This window comes from Myxococcus sp. NMCA1 (assembly GCF_026810205.1).
Classification (GTDB): Bacteria; Myxococcota; Myxococcia; order Myxococcales; family Myxococcaceae; genus Myxococcus; species Myxococcus xanthus_A.
Map to the genome: position 1 here is coordinate 3,957,298 of NZ_CP113950.1, position 20,133 is coordinate 3,977,430.

Sequence of the window (20,133 nt, forward strand, 5' to 3'; positions counted from 1 at the left end):
AGGCAAGAGGCTAGAGCGTCAGCTCGCGGCGGACGTCGCCCTGATAGGCCCGGGCGAGCGCCTCGGCGGCGGCCCGGGCCTCGGCGGTGGTCTCCTCGGGAACCTTCACCTGGAGGTGGAGGTACAGGTCGCCCTGTGGTCCGCCCTTGAGCGAGGGAACGCCGCGCCCCTTCAGCCGCATGCGGCGGCCGGATTGGGAATGGGGGAGCACCTTCACGGTGACTTCCCCCTGGAACGTGGGGACGCGCACGTCGGCGCCCAGCAGGGCCTCGGAGACCGTCACGGGCAGGTCGAGGTGCAGGTCGTCGCCTTCTCGACGCACCAGGGGATGCTCGGCCACCTCGGTCTCGATGTAGAGGTCCCCTGGGGGGCCGCCCCGTGTCCCCGCCGCGCCCTGGCCGGAGAGCCGCACCTTCGAGCCGGTGTGCACGCCAGCGGGAATCTTCACCGTCAGCCGGGCCTGCTCCTCCTTCACGCCCGAGCCCCCGCACTGGGGGCAGGGCGGCGCGGCCTTGCCCGTGCCGTGGCAATTGGCGCACGCACCCGCGCTGCCGAACAGGCTTCCTGCGCGGCGGGAGCGGCCCGTGCCGTTGCAGACGGTGCAGGTGGACACCGGACCGGACGTGCCCCGGCCGTTGCACGTGGAGCACCGGCCCGGACGGTTGAAGGCCAGGGGGCGCTCGGTACCGGAGACGGCTTGGGCAAGCGTGAGCTGGACGCGGACCGTCAGGTCCTCTCCACGCTCGGGCCCGGCGTTGCGAGCGCGACGCCCGAACATCTCGCCAATGTCGAAGCCCCCCGGGGCGCCGCCCGCCGTGCCACCGCCACGGCCTCCGAACAGGTCGCCGAAAAGGTCACCCAGGTCGAAGCCCTCGGCGCCATAGGGAATGCCCCCGGCGCCGGCGCTCCCGGCCGAGGCTTTGTAGGCCCGATAGGCCTCCGCCTTCTTTTCGTCGAAGCCTATCTTCTCGGCGTCCGGGCCGAACTCGTCGTAGAGCTTGCGCTTCCGGGTGTCTGACAGCACCTCGAACGCCGCGCTCACCTGCTTGAACTTCTCCTCGGCGGCCTTGTTGCCCGGGTTGACGTCCGGGTGGTACTTGCGTGCCAGCTTGCGGTACGCCTTCTTGACGTCCTCCGCTGAAGCCGACCGATCGACGCCGAGGGTCTGGTAGTAGTCGTCCGCCATTTGTTCCCGCCGTGGTGTACCCGATTCAACGTAACCAGCCGGTAGGCACGCGCCAGCAAGGACTGTCCAGACCGTGCGAGATGTATAAAGTCGCCGGAGGATGAGGGAGCCCATGTCACCGCCTCGCTGGCTCGGCGCGGATACCCTGTGGCTTGCGGGCTGGCTCTCGCTGGCGCCAGCCGTGGGGACTGCGGCCGCCCCGCCGTCCGCCGTGGAGGGCCAGGTCGCGGACCGAGTGGTGGCCATCATCGAGGGCCAGGTGCTCACCCTGAGCGAGCTGCGCTTCGAGGCCCGGGTCGCGCTCCTCCAGCGAGGCGGCGTGCAGGCCCTGGAGCTCCCGCTCGACGAGGACACGCTCCGGGGCGCCCTGGAGCTCATCATCAACCAGCGGGTCCAGGTCCTGAACGCGGACCGGCTGCAGGCTTTCCCAGCCGAGCCCGCGGAGGTCCAGGCGCGCGTGGAGGCGTTCCAGGCGGGGCTGGGAGGGGAGGCGGCGTTGAAGCGGTTCCTCTCCCGACATGACGTGGACGTGCAGGGGCTGGAGCGGGTGCTGGCGCGGGGGCTTCGGGCCGAGCGCATCCTGGACAGCCGCATCCGTTTGCGGGCGCAGGTGGGTGAGACCGAGGTCCGCCGCCACTTCGAGCAGAACGCGGACGACTATCCGGAAGGCTACGAGGCGGCGCGCGCCGCCATCCGGGAGAAGCTGGTTCGGGAGCGGTATGGGGCGCTGGCAGCGGAAGAGCTGGCACAGGTGCGGGCCTCGGCGCAGGTGCGCCGCGTGGCGCCCTTTGCCCGGGAGGCAAGTCGATGAGGCGGATGCGCGAGGAGCCGGCGCCCGGGGCCCGGCACGGCTACACCATCCGGCAGATGATGCCGGAGGACCTGTCCGCGGTCATGCTGCTGGAGCAGGCCGCGTTCAAGAACCCCTGGTCCCAGGACCTGCTCAGGCGCGAGCTTCAACACGAATGGTCCACCATCCTCCTCGTGGAGGAGGAGCGGGAGGGGGACGCGCCGGAGCTGCTGGGCCTGGCCATCTTCTGGATCGTCCATGACGAGGTGCACGTGCTGAACGTGGCCACCGCGCCCAAGCACCGGCGCCGGGGCGTGGCGCGCGCTGTCATGGACGAGGTCCTGGCGCGGGGGATGGCGAAGCGCTGCTCCCTGGCCACCCTGGAGGTGCGCAAGAGCAATGAGGCCGCGCTCCAGCTCTACCGGGCCTTCGGCTTCCGCCCCGTCGGCATCCGGCCGAACTACTACGTCGACGAGGGCGAGGACGCCGTCGTGATGGTCCTCGACTTCTAACCGCACGCGGAGTAGAGGACCGCCCCGTTGTAGACCAGCCGTGCGCGGAAGCGCCGAGGCGGGGAATGGGACCTGGGACCCTTGCCGGTTGTAGGCAAGGGACAAGCCGTGCTTGACACGGATAGGCCCCTTCCTATACTCGCGCGCCTTTCCGTTGTCTTGTAGGTAGATATGCGCCGCCTGGTGTCTCTGGCGGCGACGAACCCGAAGAAGAGGTATCAGTGCCGACCATTAGCCAGCTGGTCCGCAAGGGCCGCGAGAAGCTCGTCGTCAAGGGCAAGAGCCCCGCGCTCAAGGAGTCCCCTCAGAAGCGTGGCGTCTGCACGCGCGTGTACACCACGACCCCGAAGAAGCCGAACTCGGCCCTCCGCAAGGTGGCCCGTGTTCGTCTGACGAACGGGATCGAGGTCACGTCCTACATCCCCGGCGTGGGTCACAACCTCCAGGAGCACTCGGTGGTGATGATTCGCGGTGGCCGTGTGAAGGACCTCCCGGGCGTCCGCTACCACATCGTCCGTGGAACGCTGGACTCCGTGGGTGTCGCGGGCCGCAAGCAGAGCCGCTCCAAGTACGGCGCGAAGCGTCCGAGCTGATCGCTCGTCACGCGGATCACCTTCTGTAGCGCAGAGTCTGGACGCATTGCCCCGCACCCTGGGGAGCGTCCTTGTGAAGTTCCTCCTGCAGTACTTGAAGCCCCGTGGATTTCTCCCAATGGGAGTGGGGCGTAAGGGAAGAGAGAAGAGATGCCTCGCCGTCGCGTAGTCGCCAAGCGCAAGATTCTTCCGGATCCGAAGTTCCAGGACCGGCTCGTCACCAAGTTCGTCAACGACCTGATGCGGAAGGGCAAGAAGTCCATCGCGGAAGGCGTTTGCTACGGCGCCTTCGCCCTCATCGAGGAGCGCGCGAAGGAAGACCCCCTCAAGACCTTCAAGAAGGCCCTCGACAACGTCAAACCGGTGCTCGAGGTCAAGAGCCGCCGCGTCGGTGGCGCCACCTACCAGGTGCCCGTCGAGGTCCGTCAGGACCGCCGCGTGGCGCTCGGCATGCGTTGGATCATCACCTACTCCAAGGCGCGTGGTGAGAAGACCATGCAGGAGAAGCTGGCCGGTGAGATCATGGACGCCGCCAACAACCGCGGCAACGCGGTGAAGAAGCGTGAAGACACGCACAAGATGGCGGAGGCCAACAAGGCCTTCGCTCACTACCGCTGGTAGGCCCTAGAGGCTTCGCGGTTGCCGCCCGGGTGCAGAGGATGCATCCGGGCGGTTTTGTTAGATGAGCAGGTTCTCTGAAATCGTCCGGCCGGCAGGTGTCGAGGCCTTGGGCCCGCCCTTGCTTCCTGGAGAGGTATTGAGTCATGGCCCGTGAGTACCCCCTCGAGCGCTACCGCAACATCGGCATCATGGCGCACATCGATGCCGGCAAGACGACGACCACGGAGCGCATTCTCTTCTACACCGGCGCCATCCATCGGATGGGCGAGGTGCACGAAGGCAACACCACCACCGACTGGATGGTCCAGGAGCGTGAGCGCGGCATCACGATCACGTCCGCCGCCATCTCCGCCTTCTGGGCCCGGCGCGACCAGCGCTACCGCGTCAACATCATCGACACGCCGGGACACGTGGACTTCACCATCGAGGTGGAGCGCAGCCTGCGCGTGCTGGACGGCGCCATCGCGGTGTTCGACGCGGTGAACGGTGTGGAGCCGCAGTCGGAGACGGTGTGGCGCCAGGCGGACAAGTACAAGGTCCCCCGCATCTGCTTCATCAACAAGATGGACCGGGTGGGCGCCGACTTCGAGATGTCCGTGGGGACCATCCGCGAGAAGCTGGGCGCGCGTGCGGTTCGCATGCAGCTGCCGCTGGGCGCGGAGGACAAGCACCGCGGCGTCATCGACCTGGTGAAGATGAAGGCCCTGGTGTTCCAGGACTCGGAGCAGGGCAGCCGCTACGACGAGACGGACATCCCCGAGGAGTTCAAGGAGGAGGCGGACGCCGCCCGCGCCGAGCTGCTCGAGGCCGCGGCCGAGCAGGACGACGCGCTGACCGAGAAGTTCCTCGAGGGCGTGGAGTTGACCGAGGACGAAGTGCGTGGCGCCATCCGCAAGGGCTGCGTGAGCCTGAAGCTGTTCCCGGTGTTCTGCGGCTCGGCCTTCCGCCACAAGGGCGTGCAGCCGCTGCTGGACGCGGTGGTGGACTACCTGCCCAGCCCGCTGGAGGTGCCGCCCATCCACGGCAAGACGCCCAACGGCGAGGACGCCGTGCGCGAAACGCGGGACGACGCGCCCTTCAGCGCGCTGGCGTTCAAGATCATGAACGACCCCTCGTTCCAGTCCCAGACGCTGACCTTCCTCCGCGTGTACTCCGGCAAGCTGGAGGCGGGTTCAGCGGTATGGAACTCGGTGAAGGGCAAGCGCGAGCGGGTCAGCCGGCTCGTGCAGATGCGCGCGGACAAGAAGGACGAAATCACCGAGTGCTACGCCGGTGATATCTGCGCCGTGGTGGGCCTGAAGCTGGCCGGCACGGGCGACACGCTCTGCGACGACAAGCAGCCCATCATCCTGGAGCGGATGGAGTTCCCCGAGCCCGTCATCGACATCGCCATCGAGCCGAAGTCGACGGCGGACCAGGACAAGATCCTCCAGTCGCTGCAGCGCCTGGCCATGGAGGACCCATCCTTCCGCGTGAGGACGAACGAGGAGACGGGTCAGACGCTCATCGCCGGCATGGGCGAGCTCCACCTGGAAATCATCGTCGACCGCCTCCTGCGTGAGTTCAAGGTCGACGCGAACATCGGCAAGCCCCAGGTGGCCTACCGTGAGACGGTCACCTCCCGGGTGGAGATGGAAGGGAAGTACATCCGCCAGACGGGCGGCCGAGGCCAGTACGGCCACATCTGGCTGCGCGTGGCCCCCAACGAGCCGGGGCAGGGGTTCTCCTTCGAGAACAAGGTCACCGGCGGCGTGGTATCCAAGGAGTTCGTCGACGCGGTGAAGGCCGGGTGCGCGGAGGCCATGCAGAACGGCCCGGTGGCCGGCTACCCCATGGTGGACGTGAAGGTTGAGGCCTTCGACGGCTCCATGCACGACGTGGACTCCAGCGAGATGGCGTTCAAGATCGCCGGCTCGCTGGCCTTCAAGGATGCCGTGCGCACGGCCACGCCCGTGCTCCTCGAGCCCATCATGAACTGCGAAATCGTCACGCCCGATGACTTCATGGGCGACGTCATTGGCGACCTGAACGGACGGCGCGGGAAGGTGCTGGGGATGATCCCCCGGCCTGGCCGCGTGCAGGCCATCCAGGCGCAGGTGCCCCTGGCGGCCATGTTCGGCTACTCGACCGACCTGCGCAGCCGCAGCCAGGGAAGGGCGACGTACACCATGCAGTTCAGCCACTACGCGCCCGCGCCCAAGACGGCGCTCAACCGCTGAGTGGCTTCGGCCCGGCCGCGGACCGGACGGGCGATTTCAGTTGACGTTGTGGCAGGTTTGGAGCAGGACGCAGCACCTTCGCAGTTGTTTTCCGCGAGTCGAGACGTGCCGGGCTTCGGACCGGCAACCCCGTGAGGAGAGGCCATGGCCAAGGAAAAGTTCGAGCGTAACAAGCCCCACGTGAACATCGGCACGATCGGACACGTGGACCACGGCAAGACGTCGCTGACGGCCGCCATCACCAAGGTGCTGGCGAAGACGGGCGGCGCCACGTTTCTGGCGTACGACTTGATTGACAAGGCGCCGGAGGAGCGTGAGCGCGGAATCACGATTTCCACCTCGCACGTCGAGTACCAGACGGCGAGCCGGCACTACGCCCACGTCGACTGCCCGGGCCACGCCGACTATGTGAAGAACATGATTACGGGCGCGGCGCAGATGGACGGCGCCATCCTGGTGGTGTCGGCCGCGGACGGCCCGATGCCGCAGACGCGTGAGCACATCCTGCTGGCGCGCCAGGTCGGCGTTCCGTACATCGTGGTCTTCCTGAACAAGGTGGACATGCTGGACGACCCCGAGCTGCGCGAGCTCGTGGAGATGGAAGTCCGCGACCTGCTGAAGAAGTACGAGTTTCCTGGCGACGACATCCCCATCGTCCCGGGCTCGGCGCTCAAGGCGCTGGAGGGTGACACCAGCGACATCGGCGAGCCGTCCATCCTGAAGCTGATGGAGGCGGTGGACAGCTACATCCCGACGCCGCAACGCGCGACGGACAAGCCCTTCCTGATGCCGGTGGAGGACGTGTTCTCCATCTCCGGCCGCGGCACGGTGGCCACGGGCCGCGTCGAGCGCGGTATCATCAAGGTCGGCGAGGAAGTGGAAGTCGTCGGTCTGCGGCCGACGCAGAAGACGGTTGTCACGGGCGTGGAGATGTTCCGCAAGCTGCTGGACATGGGCATGGCGGGCGACAACATCGGCGCGCTGGTGCGCGGCCTGAAGCGCGAGGACATGGAGCGCGGCCAGGTGCTGGCCAAGCCGGGCAGCATCACCCCGCACACCAAGTTCAAGGCGCAGATCTACGTGCTGTCGAAGGAAGAGGGCGGCCGTCACACCCCGTTCTTCAAGGGGTACCGGCCGCAGTTCTACTTCCGCACCACGGACGTGACGGGCACGGTGAAGCTGCCGGAGAACGTCGAAATGGTAATGCCGGGCGACAACATCGCCATTGAGGTGGACCTCATCACCCCCGTGGCCATGGAGAAGGAGCTGCGCTTCGCTGTTCGCGAGGGCGGCCGCACGGTGGGCGCCGGCGTTGTGGCGGAAGTCATCGAGTAGCGCAGGCCCCCAGTGGCTCCTTGAGTTCCCATTCCTGGGAATTATCAAGGAGCCGTTGGGAATCCAGTTGCACACCCTGGGGCGGGATGGTAGACACCGCGCCCCTTCGTTCTGAAGAAACGGCTCTGTGAAATCCAGGGGACGTCGGTCGTAACGCCCTCCCGCGGCAGAGGCAGAGTCCGTTCAAAGAGGTTCTTGCGAATGGCGACACAGAAGATCCGCATCCGGCTGAAGGCGTACGACTCGAAGCTCCTGGACCAGAGCGCGGGTGAGATCGTCGAGACGGCCAAGCGCACGGGCGCGAAGGTGGCCGGTCCGATCCCCCTTCCCACGCGCATCAACAAGTTCACGGTGCTGCGGTCTCCGCACGTGGACAAGAAGAGCCGTGAGCAGTTCGAGATCCGCACGCACAAGCGCCTGCTCGATATCCTCGAGCCCACGCAGCAGACGCTGGATGCGCTGATGAAGCTGGATCTGTCGGCTGGCGTTGACGTCGAGATCAAGTCCTAGGAAGCGGGTGGGCGTTCGAGTGGTTACACTCCGACCCCCGCGAGGAAAGTGCCATGGCGAAGTTTGACGTTGTCGACCTGGATTTGAAGAAGGTGTCGGAGATTGAGCTCTCCGACGATGTCTTCGGCACCGAGCCGAACGCCCACCTGTTTTACGAGGTGGCGAAGATGCAGCAGATCAACCGGCGCCGCGGCACGGTCGGGGTGAAGAACACCTCGCTGGTCAGCGGCGGCGGCAAGAAGCCCTGGAAGCAGAAGGGCACCGGCCGCGCTCGTCAGGGCTCCATCCGCGCTTCCCACTGGGTGGGCGGCGGTAAGGCGATGGCTCCCAAGGCGCGCGACTACTTCTACCGCCCGCCCCGCAAGGTGCGCCGCGGCGCCCTGAAGTCCGCGCTGTCCCTGCGGGCCCAGGAGAAGACGCTCATCATCCTGGACGGTTTCTCCCTGGATGCTCCGAAGAGCAAGCAGGCCTTCGAGGTCCTCACCAAGCGTCTGAAGCTCCAGAACGCCCTGGTGATTGACGACAAGGGCAACACCAACCTGCACCGCAGCGTGCGCAACCTGGCGAAGTTCGACGTGCTGCCGCCCGAGGGCCTGAACCTCGAGGCCGTTCTCCGGCACTCGCACCTCGTGCTCACGTCCGCGGCCGCGAAGACCCTCGAGGGGGCGCTGTCATGAATCTGAACGACGTCATCAAGGGCCCGCTCATCACCGAGAAGCTGGACAAGGCCCGCGAGAAGTTTCGCCAGTACTCGTTCATCGTCGACCGCAAGGCGACGAAGCACGACGTGGCCCGCGCGGTGGAGACGCTCTTCAAGGTCACCGTCGAGGGCGTGAACACCAACATCGTCCGCGGCAAGATCAAGCGGGTGGGTCGTAGCATCGGCAAGCGGCCCAACTTCAAGAAGGCGGTTGTGACGCTGAAGCAGGGCGACTCGATCGAACTCTTCGAGGGAGGGGCGGCCTGACGCCACGGCGTCGAGCCAGCCTGAGGAACACACCATGGGCATCAAGAAGTACAAGCCGACTAGCTCCGCCCGCCGTCTGATGACGGTGTCCGACTTCGCGGACATCACCAAGGACTCGCCCGAGAAGAGCCTCACCGAGCCGCTCAAGCGCTCCGGTGGTCGCAACGTCCACGGGCACATCACCCGCCGGCACCAGGGTGGCGGCCACAAGCGCCGCTACCGTGTCATCGACTTCAAGCGCCGGGACAAGGATGGCGTCCCCGCGAAGGTCGTGGCCGTCGAGTACGACCCCAACCGCACCGCCAACATCGCGCTGCTGCACTACGCGGACGGCGACAAGCGCTACATCCTCGCTCCGGTCGGTCTGAGCGTGGGTGACACGGTGTTCGCCGGCGAAGGCGCGGACATCCGGCCGGGCAACAGCCTGCCGCTGCAGAACATCCCGGTGGGTACGGTCATCCACAACGTGGAGCTGAAGCCGGGCCGTGGCGCCCAGGTCATCCGCTCCGCCGGCACGTCCGGACAGCTGATGGCGAAGGAGGACCGCTACGCACAGGTGCGTATGCCCTCCGGCACCGTCCGCAAGGTCCTCATCGAGTGCCGCGCCACCGTGGGCCAGGTGGGCAACATCGAGCACGAAATCATCCGTATCGGCAAGGCGGGTAAGAGCCGCTGGCTGGGCATCCGTCCCACCGTCCGCGGTCTGGCGATGAACCCGGTCGACCACCCGCACGGCGGTGGTGAAGGCAAGTCCGGTCAGGGTAACCCGCACCCTGTGTCCCCCTGGGGGAAGAAGACCAAGGGTCTCACCACGCGCACCAACAAGCGCACTGACAAGTTCATCGTGTCCGGCCGCCGCCAGGGCGCGCGCAGCCAGTAAGAGGATTCCATGGCTCGTTCGATCAAGAAGGGTCCGTTCGTCGATGACTTCCTCGTGAAGAAGATCGAGGACATGATCAAGACGAACAAGAAGGCCGTCGTAAAGACGTGGTCCCGCCGCTCCACGATTCTTCCGGAGTTCGTGGGTCACACCTTCGCGGTGCACAACGGGAAGAAGTTCATCCCGGTGTTCGTCACGGAGAACATGGTTGGCCACAAGCTCGGCGAGTTCGCCCCGACGCGTACGTTCGGCGGTCACTCGGCGGAGAAGAAGGTCGCCAAGGCCCCGGGCAAGTAGCCTGGCGCATTGCCTGAGAGCCTGAGGAGAAGACCATGGAGTCGACTGCACATCTGCGTTTCCTGCGCATGAGCCCCCGCAAGATTTCTACCGTTGCGGAGCTCATCCGGGGCAAGCCTGTTGAGGCGGCCCTCAACATCCTGAAGTTCACCAAGCGCGCCGCGGCCAAGCCGGTGGAGAAGCTCATCAAGAGCGCCGTGGCCAACGCGACTGACAAGTCCAAGGGCCAGGTCGACGTGGACACGCTCTACGTGAAGACCATCTCCGTGGACCAGGGTCCCACCCAGCGCCGGTTCATGCCGCGCGCCATGGGCCGGGCCACCCCCATCAAGAAGAAGACGGCCCACGTCCACGTGGTGCTCGCCGAGGCGAAGAAGTAGGACCCGTCGGGCCCTGCCCGGACGCTTCAAGGAGAATCACGTTGGGACAGAAAGTTCATCCGATCGGGTTCCGGCTTGGTGTCATCAAGACCTGGGACTCCAAGTGGTTCGAGCACAAGAACTACGCGCAGTGGCTCCACGAGGACATCCGCATCCGCGAGTTCGTGAAGAAGTCGCTGAACCACGCGGGCGTGTCGAAGGTGGAGATCGAGCGCGCGGCCAACAAGGTCAAGGTCAACGTCCACACTGCGCGGCCGGGCATCGTCATCGGCAAGCGTGGCGCGGGCATCGAGACGGTGAAGAAGGACCTCCAGCAGTTCACGAAGAACGAGGTCTTCCTCAACATCGTCGAGGTCCGCAAGGCCGAGACCGACGCGCAGCTGGTGGCGGAGAACATCGCCACGCAGCTCGAGCGCCGCATCGCGTTCCGCCGCGCCATGAAGAAGGCCCTGCAGACGGCGATGAAGTTCGGCGCCAAGGGCATTCGCGTGGCCTGCTCGGGCCGCCTCGGTGGCGCGGAGATGGCGCGCTACGAGTGGTACCGCGAGGGTCGCGTGCCCCTGCACACCCTGCGCGCGGACATTGACTACGGTTTCGCCGAGGCGAAGACGACCTACGGCAAGATCGGCTGCAAGGTCTGGGTCTGCAAGGGCGAGGTCCTCCCGGGCAAGGGTGGCCAGGCCCCCATGCCCTCCAACCGGTAATCAGCCCACCCGCGCCGGGCGCTCCCAAAAGGGGCGCCCGGGGCAGGGCGGCGAAGGACAGCGACGATGCTTCAGCCTGCTCGTACGAAGTACCGCAAGATGCACAAGGGCCGCATGCCTGGCAGTGCCCACCGGGGTAGCGACATGACCTACGGTGAGTACGGCCTGATGAGCCTCCAGCCGGGGTGGATCACCTCTCGGCAGATCGAGGCGGCTCGTATCGCGATGACGCGTCACGTGAAGCGTGGCGGCAAGATCTGGATCCGTATCTTCCCGGACAAGCCCATCACCAAGAAGCCCGCTGAGACCCGTATGGGTACCGGTAAGGGTGGCGTGGAGTACTACGTCGCGGTGGTGAAGCCCGGCCGCATCCTCTACGAGATGGAGGGTATGACGCCGGAAGTGGCCACCGGAGCGCTGAAGCTGGCGCAGGCGAAGCTGCCGGTGCTCACGAAGATCGTGAAGCGGGCGGACCTGAGCCTCTAAGGCACCGAGCGGCGGGAGCTGGTCCCCAGGACGGCTTCCGCTCGCATGGAGAGTGAAATGGCGACTGCGAAGGAATTGAAGGAACTGTCGGCGGACGACCTGAAGCAGCGCGCGGCCGAGCTGCGTGAGACGCTGTTCCAGGACCAGCTGAAGCGTCGGACCGGTTCGCTGGACAACCCGGCCGAGCGCACCCAGCACCGGCGGGACCTGGCGCGGGTTCTGACCGTGCTGACCCAGAAGACGAAGGCTTAAGGGCTGAACACCCACGACTCCAACCGCGCTCAGCTGATAGAGGAGCGCGTGCGGCCATCCGGGCGCCAATGCCCGGGTGCATGAGAGACAGTGAGAGAGAAGATGGCTGAAGCGACCGAGACGCAGTCTCCCGAGACTTCCACCCGTGGCCGTCCCAAGACGCGCGTGGGGATTGTCACCTCCAACAAGATGCAGAAGACGGTGGTCGTCACCGTCCAGCGCCGGGCTCCCCACCCGAAGTACGGGAAGATCATGAGCCTGCGCGAGAAGTACAAGGCGCACGTGGAGGATCACGACTACCCCAAGAAGATCACCATCAACGAGGGTGATCGGGTCCGGATCGCCGAGACCAAGCCCGCTTCGAAGGACAAGCGTTGGCGCGTGGTCGAGGTGCTGGAGAAGAGCAAGAACGTCTAGCACGCATGTCCCTTCCGCGCGGCCGTGAGGTGGCGCGGGATGGTCACCGGCGACAGGAGATTCCCAGATGATTCAGATGACGAGCGTGCTCGACGTGGCGGACAACTCGGGCGCGAAGAAGGTGTTCTGCATCAAGGTGCTCGGCGGCTCGAAGCGCAAGTATGCGTCCATCGGCGACGTGATTGTCGTCTCGGTGCGCGAGGCGCTTCCCAACTCGAAGGTGAAGAAGGGTGACGTGGCCAAGGCCGTCATCGTTCGCACCAAGCGCGAGGTGGGTCGCCCGGACGGCAGCTACATCAAGTTCGACGGCAACTCCGCGGTCCTCATCAACAAGGACATGGAGCCCATTGGTACGCGTATCTTCGGGCCGGTGGCCCGTGAGCTCCGCGCCCGCAAGTTCATGAAGATCATCTCGCTGGCGCCCGAAGTCCTCTGAGAGGACAGCAGGCCGGACGGCGAGCAGCCAGAGAGAGGAAGCCATGCAGAAGCTGAAGGTAGGAGACACGGTCCAGGTCATGGCCGGGGCCGAGGCCTCCGAGAAGAACCCGGCGACCAAGCGCGGCAAGGTACTGAAGATCGATCGCGAGGCTGAGCGCGTGACGGTCGAGGGCCTGCGCCTGGTCAAGCGTCACATGAAGAAGACGCCCCAGAGCCCGGAAGGCGGCATCGTCGAGAAGCCGGGCACGATCGCGCTGGCGAACGTGCAGGTGGTTTGCGTCAAGTGCGACAAGCCGACTCGGGTGGGCATCCGTACTGAAGGTGAAGAGGGCAAGAAGAAGCGGTTCTGCAAGAACTGCGACGCCCTGATTGACTAGGTGTCCGCGTTGGTGCATGTATGCGCGCCCTTTGCCCACCCCAGTGGTGGCGAAGGGCGGGCGTGCAGGCATGGAGGGCCCGTGGAGCAACAGGGGCCCTCGCGGTGTTTCCAGGTTCCATACGAAGGACTGATCGGGCGTGCTGGGTCCACGACGGCGCCCCGAAGCAGAGGACAGGACGATGGCTGACGAGAAGAAGGCCGAGCAGAAGGAAAAGAAGGCGAAGCGGGGCAAGAAGGAAGAGGCCAAGAAGGTTGGCTTCGCCGCCAATATCGAGGAAGGCCTGGAGTCCAAGCCTGCCCGTCTGAAGGTGCGTTTCTTCAAGGAAGGTGTTCCGTCCCTCCTGAAGGAGCTGAGCCTGAAGAACCCGATGCAGGTTCCCCGGCTGGAGAAGATCGTCGTCAACATGGGTCTGGGCGAGGCGCTCGCCAACAACAAGATCCTGGAGTCGGCGGTGGACCAGCTCGCGGCGATCACCGGCCAGAAGCCGATTGTCACGCGCGCCCGCAAGTCCATCGCGAACTTCAAGCTGCGCCAGGGGCAGGCCATTGGTGCCGCCGTCACGCTGCGCGGCGACCGTATGTACGAGTTCATGGACCGCCTCATCACCGTGGCGCTGCCGCGCGTGCGTGACTTCAAGGGCGTGTCCCCCAAGGCGTTCGACGGGAAGGGCAACTACACGCTCGGCGTGCGCGAGCAGATCATCTTCCCTGAGATCAACTACGACCAGATCGAGAAGGTGAAGGGGCTCAACATCAGCTTCGTCACCACTGCGGCCAACGACGAGCAGGGGCTGGCGCTGATGCGTCACTTCGGCATGCCGTTCCGTCAGTAAGCCCTCGAGCCAAGGACCCGACGAAACATGGCCAAGCTCTCCAAGATCGCCCAGGCAAAGCGCAAGCCGAAGTTCTCGGTGCGCCAGTACAACCGCTGCCCGCTGTGTGGCCGGCCGCGCGCGTTCCTGCGCAAGTTCAAGATGTGCCGTATCTGCCTCCGTAATCGCGCCCTCCGCGGCGAGATCACCGGCGTTACCAAGTCGTCCTGGTAGCCGGAAGGGCAGGGTGCCTGGCGGGCCTCAGCGGCCGGCCAGGCACATCGAAGTAGGAAGTTCGTAGTGGCGGTCAGCGCGAACCCCCGGGATGGGCCCGGCAGGCGCGGTGGCTGCGAACGCGAGGCGCTCGGTACGAGGCCTCGCTTTGGAAGGTACTCCATGCCGGTCAATGATCCCGTCGGCGACATGCTGACCCGCCTGCGCAACGCTTCGCGCGCGCGTCACGACAAGGTCGTCATCCCCCACTCGAAGCTCAAGCTCGAGATCATCAAGGTCCTCAAGGATGAGGGCTACATCGGTGAGTTCGTGGTCCACGAGCAGACCGTGCAGAACAAGCGCACGGTGTTCCCGGAGATCTCCGTGCAGCTGAAGTACGGTCCGGACCGTGCGCCTGCCATCACCGGTATCCGCCGCGTGTCGAAGCCGGGTCTGCGCCGCTACGCCGCCGTGCGTGAGATTCCGCAGGTGCTGGGTGGCCTGGGTATCTCCATCCTGTCCACCTCGCGCGGCATCATGGTGGATTCCGAGGCCCGCAAGCAGAAGGTCGGCGGCGAGCTGCTCTGCACCGTCTACTAGCCAGCCGCCCGGGTGCGGCGCCCCGTGAGGGAGCGCGCCCCAGGCACACAGGACCGAGGCAACCATGAGTCGGATTGGAAAACTGGCGATCAAGCTCGGCGACAAGACGAAGGCCGTCATCGCCGGCGAGCAGGTGAACTTCGAGGGCCCCAAGGGCAAGCTGTCGGTGAAGCTGCCTGGCAAGGTCAAGGTCGAGATCAAGGACGGCCAGATGACCGTGCAGCGCGAGGATGACTCGCGTGAGGCGCGCAGCCTGCACGGCCTGACCCGGACCATCCTCGCGAACGCGGCGAAGGGTGTGACCACGGGCTTCGAGAAGAAGCTGGACATCCGCGGCGTTGGTTTCCGCGCCGAGGTGAAGGGCAAGGCCATTCACTTCGCGCTGGGTTACTCGCACCCGGTGGTCTTCAACCTGCCCGAGGGCGTGACCGCCGAAGTCGACAAGGCGCCGCGCAACGAGGACAGCTTGCCTACCGTGGGCCTGACGCTCCGTTCTTCGGACAAGGAAGCGCTGGGCGCGACGGCGGTGAACATCCGCTCGCTGCGTCCGCCCGAGCCCTACAAGGGCAAGGGCATCAAGTACTCCGAGGAGCGCATCCGCCGCAAGGAGGGCAAGACCGGTACGACCTAGTCGTCCTGTCTTTCCTAAGTGTTCCAAACTCCACCGGGTCCTCAGGACCTGGTGGCATCATCCGGCGGCGGAAGGCCGCATCGCCTCCGGACGGAAAAGGAAGCAGCCATGCCTACGAAGATCGAAGCCCGTCTCAAGAGGAAGAACCGCATCCGCAAGAAGCTGTCGGGTACGACAGAGCGGCCGCGGCTCACCGTCTACAAGAGCCTCAAGCACATCTATGCGCAGGTGGTGGATGACACCACGGGCAAGACGCTTGCGTTTGCTTCGTCGCTGTCCAAGGACCTGAAGGGTCAGGACGAGGGCGACAAGAAGGCGGATGCGAAGCGTGTTGGTTCCCTGATTGCGCAGAAGTGCAAGGCCGCCAACGTCGAAGCGGTGGTGTTCGACCGCAACGGCTTCCCTTATCACGGGCGCATCGCCGCCGTGGCCGACGCCGCGCGCGAGGCCGGGCTGAAGTTCTAAGAATTCGAAAGGAATCCCCCAAGTGGCAACTCCGATCAATCCGAACGATCTGGACCTCACCGACCGCGTGGTGAATATCAACCGCGTGGCCAAGGTCGTGAAGGGCGGCCGCCGTTTCTCGTTCGCCGCCCTGGTGGTGGTGGGGGACGGCGCCGGACACGTGGGCGTCGGCCTGGGTAAGGCCAACGAAGTCCCCGAGGCCATCCGCAAGGGTGGCGAGAACGCGAAGAAGAACCTGTTCCGCGTTCCGCTCGTGGGTCACACCATTCCGCATGAGGTGCTCGGGCACTTCGGCGCTGGCTGGGTGCTGTTGAAGCCGGCCAGCCAGGGTACGGGCGTCATCGCCGGCGGCGCGGTTCGCGCGGTGCTGGAGGCGGCGGGCATCCGGAACATCCTGACCAAGAGCCAGGGCTCGCGGAACCCGCACAACGTGCTGAAGGCCACTGTCGCTGGCCTGAAGCTGCTGCGCAGCGCGGAGCAGGTTTCGCGTCTCCGTGGCAAGGACGTCGAGCCGGCGAAGCTCGCCGGGGAGCAGAGGGGCTAGCCCATGGCGCTCAAGGTGAAGCTGGTGAAGAGCTTTGCGGGTGCGTCCAGCGACATGCTGGACACCATCCGTGGGCTGGGCCTGAAGAAGTTCGGTGACGAGCGGCTCCTCAAGGACACGCCTGCGGTTCGCGGGATGGCGTTCAAGGTGAAGCACCTGGTCACCCTGGAAACCGTTTCCGGCGACGCGCCGGCGCCCAAGCGCCGCAAGCCCGCCAAGATTGCCCTGCGGGAGCGGGCGATCGCGTATCAGGCCAAGCAGAACAAGGCCTGAGTCACGAGAGGATCGAGACGATGAGCACTCTGAACAAACTGCAGCGTCCGGCGCGCTCGTGGCACCGCAAGAAGCGCGTGGGCCGCGGCCAGGGTAGTGGTCTTGGCAAGACGGCCGGCCGCGGTGGTAAGGGCCAGAAGGCCCGCAGCGGCAACATGCGGTTCGAAGGCTTCGAGGGTGGCCAGAGCCCCCTGCAGCGGCGTCTGCCGAAGTTTGGCTTCACGCCGCCGAACCGGACTGTCTACGCGGTCGTCAACCTGTCGGACCTCGAGCAGCACTTCGATGCCGGCGCCACGGCGGACGTGGAGACGCTGCGCAAGGTCGGCCTGGTCAAGGGTCGCTACCACGGTGTGAAGCTGCTGGCCCGCGGCGAGCTGACCAAGAAGGTCACCGTGGTCGTGCACAAGGCTTCTGAGGCGGCGAAGGCGGCCATCCAGAAGGCGGGCGGCGCGGTGGAAGAAATTCCGCTGGTGGCCCACAAGCCGGAGTCCGCGGCCAAGGCGCACGCTGGCAAGGGCGTCAAGGCTCCTCGGCAGCCCAAGGCCTGAGCGTGTCTAGCGCGCATCACTTGCTAGTGGTGCGCGCAGTTTCGCTTGTGTAGGCTTCTGCGCCCCTTTCCCGCTCGTGGAACAGGGGCGTTTTGTCGTCCTGGCAGAACCCTCTCGAAGAGGATGGCTACCCCGTGGCTCTGAACGCCTTCGCCAACGTCTTCCGTATCGCTGAGCTGCGCAGTCGGCTCGCGTATACGCTCGCGCTGCTCGCCGTCTATCGCATCGGCATCTTCATCAACACGCCAGGCGTGGACCGTTCGGCGATGAACGCGTTCATGGACGCCCAGAAGCAATCGGGCGGCCTCGTCTCGCTGTTCAACCTCTTCTCCGGCGGCGCGCTGGAGCAGATGTCCATCTTCGGATTGGGCATCATGCCGTACGTCAGCGCCTCCATCATCATGCAGCTGCTCGCGGTGGTCGTACCCAGCCTGGAGCGGCTGCAGAAGGAAGGCGCCGGCGGCCGGCAGAAGATCAACCAGTACACCCGCTACGGCACGATCGCGCTCTCCATCGTGCAAGGCATCGGCATCTCGCGGTGGCTGGCGTCTCTGGGCCGCTCCGACGGTGGCCAGAGCGGCTTCAACCAGGTGGTCGTCCCCGACGACAGCGTCTGGTTCACCTTCATGACGGTGGTCAGCCTCACGGCCGGCACGGCCTTCATCATGTGGCTGGGTGAGCGCATCACCGAGCGCGGCATCGGCAACGGCATCTCGCTCATCATCTTCGCCGGTATCGTGGCGGGCCTGCTCCCGGGCGCGAAGCAGCTGCTGGACCTGACCCGTCAGGACGTCATCTCGGTGGCCGAGGTGCTGGCGCTGGTCTTCTTCATGCTCGTCATCATCGCCGCGGTCGTCTATGTCGAGCGCGGCATGCGGCGCATTCCCATCCAGTATGCCAAGCGGATGGCGGGACGCCGGATGTTCGCCGGCCAGGCGACGTACTTCCCGATGAAGGTGAACACCTCGGGCGTGATTCCGCCCATCTTCGCGGGCGCGGTGCTGTCCTTCCCGGCCACGCTGGGAACCTGGTTCCCGTTCCTGCAGGGCTTCCAGCGCGCCATCGAAGGCAACCTGTGGATCTACAACGGGTTGTTCGTCCTGATGGTCATCTTCTTCGCCTACTTCTATACGGCGCTGACGTTCCGGCCGGACGACGTGGCGGACAACATCAAGAAGCAGGGTGGCTACATCCCGGGCATCCGTCCGGGCCGTCAGACGGCGGAGTTCATCGAGCGCGTGCTCAACCGGCTCACGTTCGGTGGTGCCATCTACCTGTCGGTCGTCTGCGTGATTCCGTCGGTCATCAGCGGCTTGCTGGGGGTGCGGTTCACCTTTGGCGGCACGGCGCTGCTGATCGTCGTGGGCGTGGCGCTGGATACGGTGCAGCAGATCGAGGGCCACCTCATCAGTCGTAACTACGAGGGCTTCGCCGGCCCTCGCGGCCCGCGCATCCGGGGCCGGGTGCGCGTGGCGGCCTGAGCCTCCGCGCGGGCGTTCCGGGCGCCTCTCCCCGTCGCGGGGAGGGGCGCCTCGTCGTTCCCAGGCTAGGTGTTGTTCAAGGGTATTCGCTGGTGCACACGGAGCGCGCTCGGGGGTTTGAGTCCTACGACTTCCGTGCCTTCCTTCGGAGCTGAGAGGACACATGAACCTGATCCTGTTGGGGCCGCCAAACGCGGGGAAGGGGACGCAGGCGAAGCGACTGTTCGCCGACTTCCAGATCCCCCAGATCTCCACCGGGGACATCCTCCGCAAGGCAGTCGCGGAGGGTACGGAGCTGGGCAAGGTGGCCGGCCCGCTGATGGCCGCTGGGCAGTACGTCCCGGACGACGTCGTGATTGGCATCGTCGAGGAGCGCCTCAAGGAGGCGGACGTGGCCAAGGGCTTCGTCCTGGACGGCTTTCCGCGCACGCCGGGCCAGGCCGACGCGCTGGACAAGATGCTGGGCCGCCTGGGCAAGCAGCTGAGCGCCGTCATCTCACTGGAGGTGCCGCACGCGAAGCTGGTAGAGCGCGGCTCCGGGCGGCGGGTCTGCCCGGCGGATGGCAGCGTCTACCACGTCTATCAGAGCCCCCCGAAGCGGGCGGGGTACTGTGACAAGTGCAATGCCGGGCTTGTCCAGCGCCCGGATGACATGCCCGAGGTCATCGAGAAGCGCCTGCAGAAGTACGACTCGGAGACGGCGCCGCTGAAGGCCTTCTACGAGAAGAAGGGCCTGCTCAAGAGCGTGGACGGTGTGGGGACGCCGGAGGGCATCTACGAGGAGATCAAGGCCGCCGCGGGCAAGGCCTGATCCGCCCGGAGAGGTGGGGAGACGGCCTGGTGGGTGCCTCCTCACCGGCTCGCCGCTCCAGGGACAGAGCTTGCTTCTCCCGGGCACGGGGAACTTCGGCCTGGGGGAGATCTGGACTCCCGTGAGGGGCGGGCGCAAGTTCACCCCGCAGTCAGAGCACTCGCTCCAGGTGTGGACCTTGACGAGGTCTCACCGTAGGAGTTGATTTTGTTGTGACTGCAGGTGAAATAGCCCGCCGTTATGTGGGGTTGGTAGGAATCCGAGTTTTGCAGTCGCGCGACGCTTGCCACTTGCGGACCAAAGTGCTATCCCGCCGCGCTTCCAAGAGGTTCGTGGTCCGGGGAAGAGAGTCTGACGCTTGCCGAAGGATGATTCCATCGAAGTCGAGGGGACCGTGATGGAGCCCCTCCCGAACGCGATGTTCCGCGTGGTGCTGGACAACGGCCACAAGGTGCTCGCGCACATCTCGGGCAAGATGAGGATGCACTTCATCCGCATCCTCCCGGGTGACAAGGTGAAGGTCGAACTGTCTCCATACGACCTGACGCGCGGGCGGATCACGTACCGGGCGAAGTAGTAGGGTGTCCCCGCCTGGGAATGGCGGGCCGCCCGTTGGGCTTTTCTTTAGCTGAGGAAGGAAGTTCGCTCCAATGAAGGTTCGGGCGTCCGTCAAGAAGATCTGCGACAAGTGCAAGGTTGTTCGCCGTAAGGGAATCGTGCGCGTCATTTGCGCCTCCAACCCCCGGCACAAGCAGCGCCAGGGCTAACGGCCAAGCGGCCGTTGGCTTC

At 65.7% G+C, this 20,133-nt stretch carries 31 protein-coding genes; 30 read left to right on the top strand and 1 reads right to left on the bottom strand.

Features of this window, described 5'->3' with window-relative positions; all coding sequences use genetic code 11:
- Positions 1 to 10: 10 nt before the first annotated feature.
- On the bottom strand, positions 11 to 1,186 hold the full coding sequence (locus OZ403_RS16960) for a J domain-containing protein (RefSeq protein WP_268784618.1): 1,176 nt from the start codon (positions 1,184 to 1,186) through the stop codon (positions 11 to 13).
- A 112-nt stretch (positions 1,187 to 1,298) separates the two neighbouring features.
- Between OZ403_RS16960 and OZ403_RS16965 the strand changes: the two genes are divergently transcribed.
- From OZ403_RS16965 to rpmJ, 30 genes are all read left to right on the top strand, one after another.
- A complete protein-coding gene (locus OZ403_RS16965; RefSeq protein WP_237081190.1) occupies positions 1,299 to 1,997 on the top strand; it encodes a hypothetical protein in 699 nt (232 codons plus the stop codon).
- Positions 1,994 to 2,488: a ribosomal protein S18-alanine N-acetyltransferase gene (gene rimI, locus OZ403_RS16970; RefSeq protein ID WP_268784619.1), complete on the top strand. Its 495-nt coding sequence runs from the start codon at positions 1,994 to 1,996 to the stop codon at positions 2,486 to 2,488. The genes OZ403_RS16965 and rimI overlap by 4 nt, the downstream gene beginning before the upstream one ends.
- A gap of 221 nt (positions 2,489 to 2,709) precedes the next feature.
- Positions 2,710 to 3,081: a 30S ribosomal protein S12 gene (gene rpsL, locus OZ403_RS16975; RefSeq protein WP_002637381.1), complete on the top strand. Its 372-nt coding sequence runs from the start codon at positions 2,710 to 2,712 to the stop codon at positions 3,079 to 3,081.
- 150 nt (positions 3,082 to 3,231) lie between these two features.
- Positions 3,232 to 3,702, top strand: coding sequence for a 30S ribosomal protein S7 (gene rpsG / locus OZ403_RS16980; RefSeq protein ID WP_011553340.1), 471 nt, complete (start codon positions 3,232 to 3,234; stop codon positions 3,700 to 3,702).
- Between the two features lie 143 nt (positions 3,703 to 3,845).
- Positions 3,846 to 5,921 carry an elongation factor G gene (fusA, locus tag OZ403_RS16985; protein ID WP_140791170.1) on the top strand — a complete coding sequence of 692 codons (2,076 nt, stop codon included), beginning with the start codon at positions 3,846 to 3,848 and terminating at the stop codon, positions 5,919 to 5,921.
- A 144-nt stretch (positions 5,922 to 6,065) separates the two neighbouring features.
- Complete coding sequence (tuf, locus tag OZ403_RS16990; RefSeq protein ID WP_140791172.1) at positions 6,066 to 7,256, top strand: elongation factor Tu; 1,191 nt, start codon at positions 6,066 to 6,068, stop codon at positions 7,254 to 7,256.
- A 201-nt stretch (positions 7,257 to 7,457) separates the two neighbouring features.
- Positions 7,458 to 7,766, top strand: coding sequence for a 30S ribosomal protein S10 (rpsJ, locus tag OZ403_RS16995; protein WP_002633608.1), 309 nt, complete (start codon positions 7,458 to 7,460; stop codon positions 7,764 to 7,766).
- A gap of 53 nt (positions 7,767 to 7,819) precedes the next feature.
- The gene (gene rplD, locus OZ403_RS17000) at positions 7,820 to 8,443 is read left to right on the top strand and encodes a 50S ribosomal protein L4 (RefSeq protein WP_002633607.1); all 624 of its coding nucleotides are present in this window, start codon (positions 7,820 to 7,822) and stop codon (positions 8,441 to 8,443) included.
- Positions 8,440 to 8,733 carry a 50S ribosomal protein L23 gene (locus OZ403_RS17005; protein WP_002633606.1) on the top strand — a complete coding sequence of 98 codons (294 nt, stop codon included), beginning with the start codon at positions 8,440 to 8,442 and terminating at the stop codon, positions 8,731 to 8,733. The genes rplD and OZ403_RS17005 overlap by 4 nt, the downstream gene beginning before the upstream one ends.
- Before the next feature lie 34 nt (positions 8,734 to 8,767).
- On the top strand, positions 8,768 to 9,613 hold the full coding sequence (gene rplB, locus OZ403_RS17010; RefSeq protein WP_140791174.1) for a 50S ribosomal protein L2: 846 nt from the start codon (positions 8,768 to 8,770) through the stop codon (positions 9,611 to 9,613).
- A 9-nt stretch (positions 9,614 to 9,622) separates the two neighbouring features.
- Positions 9,623 to 9,910: a 30S ribosomal protein S19 gene (gene rpsS / locus OZ403_RS17015; protein WP_002633604.1), complete on the top strand. Its 288-nt coding sequence runs from the start codon at positions 9,623 to 9,625 to the stop codon at positions 9,908 to 9,910.
- Positions 9,911 to 9,945: 35 nt separating this feature from the next.
- Positions 9,946 to 10,290 carry a 50S ribosomal protein L22 gene (gene rplV, locus OZ403_RS17020; protein WP_002633603.1) on the top strand — a complete coding sequence of 115 codons (345 nt, stop codon included), beginning with the start codon at positions 9,946 to 9,948 and terminating at the stop codon, positions 10,288 to 10,290.
- A gap of 41 nt (positions 10,291 to 10,331) precedes the next feature.
- On the top strand, positions 10,332 to 10,994 hold the full coding sequence (gene rpsC / locus OZ403_RS17025) for a 30S ribosomal protein S3 (RefSeq protein ID WP_002633602.1): 663 nt from the start codon (positions 10,332 to 10,334) through the stop codon (positions 10,992 to 10,994).
- A gap of 66 nt (positions 10,995 to 11,060) precedes the next feature.
- Positions 11,061 to 11,480: a 50S ribosomal protein L16 gene (gene rplP, locus OZ403_RS17030; RefSeq protein ID WP_002633601.1), complete on the top strand. Its 420-nt coding sequence runs from the start codon at positions 11,061 to 11,063 to the stop codon at positions 11,478 to 11,480.
- Positions 11,481 to 11,525: 45 nt separating this feature from the next.
- Positions 11,526 to 11,732: a 50S ribosomal protein L29 gene (gene rpmC, locus OZ403_RS17035; RefSeq protein WP_011553344.1), complete on the top strand. Its 207-nt coding sequence runs from the start codon at positions 11,526 to 11,528 to the stop codon at positions 11,730 to 11,732.
- Positions 11,733 to 11,822: 90 nt separating this feature from the next.
- Positions 11,823 to 12,149 carry a 30S ribosomal protein S17 gene (gene rpsQ, locus OZ403_RS17040; RefSeq protein ID WP_174258795.1) on the top strand — a complete coding sequence of 109 codons (327 nt, stop codon included), beginning with the start codon at positions 11,823 to 11,825 and terminating at the stop codon, positions 12,147 to 12,149.
- Positions 12,150 to 12,216: 67 nt separating this feature from the next.
- Positions 12,217 to 12,585 (top strand): 50S ribosomal protein L14, encoded by a 369-nt coding sequence (rplN, locus tag OZ403_RS17045; protein WP_002633598.1) that lies wholly within the window; start codon positions 12,217 to 12,219, stop codon positions 12,583 to 12,585.
- A gap of 43 nt (positions 12,586 to 12,628) precedes the next feature.
- The gene (gene rplX / locus OZ403_RS17050; protein ID WP_002633597.1) at positions 12,629 to 12,964 is read left to right on the top strand and encodes a 50S ribosomal protein L24; all 336 of its coding nucleotides are present in this window, start codon (positions 12,629 to 12,631) and stop codon (positions 12,962 to 12,964) included.
- 181 nt (positions 12,965 to 13,145) lie between these two features.
- Positions 13,146 to 13,799 carry a 50S ribosomal protein L5 gene (gene rplE, locus OZ403_RS17055; protein WP_140791180.1) on the top strand — a complete coding sequence of 218 codons (654 nt, stop codon included), beginning with the start codon at positions 13,146 to 13,148 and terminating at the stop codon, positions 13,797 to 13,799.
- Between the two features lie 27 nt (positions 13,800 to 13,826).
- On the top strand, positions 13,827 to 14,012 hold the full coding sequence (locus OZ403_RS17060; RefSeq protein ID WP_002633595.1) for a type Z 30S ribosomal protein S14: 186 nt from the start codon (positions 13,827 to 13,829) through the stop codon (positions 14,010 to 14,012).
- 162 nt (positions 14,013 to 14,174) lie between these two features.
- On the top strand, positions 14,175 to 14,591 hold the full coding sequence (rpsH, locus tag OZ403_RS17065) for a 30S ribosomal protein S8 (RefSeq protein WP_140791182.1): 417 nt from the start codon (positions 14,175 to 14,177) through the stop codon (positions 14,589 to 14,591).
- 64 nt (positions 14,592 to 14,655) lie between these two features.
- On the top strand, positions 14,656 to 15,222 hold the full coding sequence (gene rplF / locus OZ403_RS17070; protein ID WP_140791184.1) for a 50S ribosomal protein L6: 567 nt from the start codon (positions 14,656 to 14,658) through the stop codon (positions 15,220 to 15,222).
- Between the two features lie 108 nt (positions 15,223 to 15,330).
- Complete coding sequence (rplR, locus tag OZ403_RS17075; protein ID WP_002633592.1) at positions 15,331 to 15,687, top strand: 50S ribosomal protein L18; 357 nt, start codon at positions 15,331 to 15,333, stop codon at positions 15,685 to 15,687.
- A 22-nt stretch (positions 15,688 to 15,709) separates the two neighbouring features.
- The gene (gene rpsE / locus OZ403_RS17080; RefSeq protein WP_140791186.1) at positions 15,710 to 16,231 is read left to right on the top strand and encodes a 30S ribosomal protein S5; all 522 of its coding nucleotides are present in this window, start codon (positions 15,710 to 15,712) and stop codon (positions 16,229 to 16,231) included.
- Positions 16,232 to 16,234: 3 nt separating this feature from the next.
- On the top strand, positions 16,235 to 16,504 hold the full coding sequence (gene rpmD, locus OZ403_RS17085; RefSeq protein WP_011553353.1) for a 50S ribosomal protein L30: 270 nt from the start codon (positions 16,235 to 16,237) through the stop codon (positions 16,502 to 16,504).
- A gap of 20 nt (positions 16,505 to 16,524) precedes the next feature.
- A complete protein-coding gene (gene rplO, locus OZ403_RS17090; RefSeq protein WP_140791189.1) occupies positions 16,525 to 17,052 on the top strand; it encodes a 50S ribosomal protein L15 in 528 nt (175 codons plus the stop codon).
- Between the two features lie 134 nt (positions 17,053 to 17,186).
- Positions 17,187 to 18,533: a preprotein translocase subunit SecY gene (gene secY, locus OZ403_RS17095; RefSeq protein WP_140791191.1), complete on the top strand. Its 1,347-nt coding sequence runs from the start codon at positions 17,187 to 17,189 to the stop codon at positions 18,531 to 18,533.
- Positions 18,534 to 18,696: 163 nt separating this feature from the next.
- On the top strand, positions 18,697 to 19,344 hold the full coding sequence (locus OZ403_RS17100) for an adenylate kinase (protein ID WP_140791193.1): 648 nt from the start codon (positions 18,697 to 18,699) through the stop codon (positions 19,342 to 19,344).
- A gap of 397 nt (positions 19,345 to 19,741) precedes the next feature.
- Positions 19,742 to 19,921, top strand: coding sequence for a translation initiation factor IF-1 (gene infA, locus OZ403_RS17105; protein ID WP_013375891.1), 180 nt, complete (start codon positions 19,742 to 19,744; stop codon positions 19,919 to 19,921).
- A 73-nt stretch (positions 19,922 to 19,994) separates the two neighbouring features.
- Positions 19,995 to 20,111, top strand: a complete 117-nt coding sequence (gene rpmJ / locus OZ403_RS17110) for a 50S ribosomal protein L36 (RefSeq protein WP_002633586.1) — start codon at positions 19,995 to 19,997, stop codon at positions 20,109 to 20,111.
- Positions 20,112 to 20,133 lie beyond the last annotated feature (22 nt).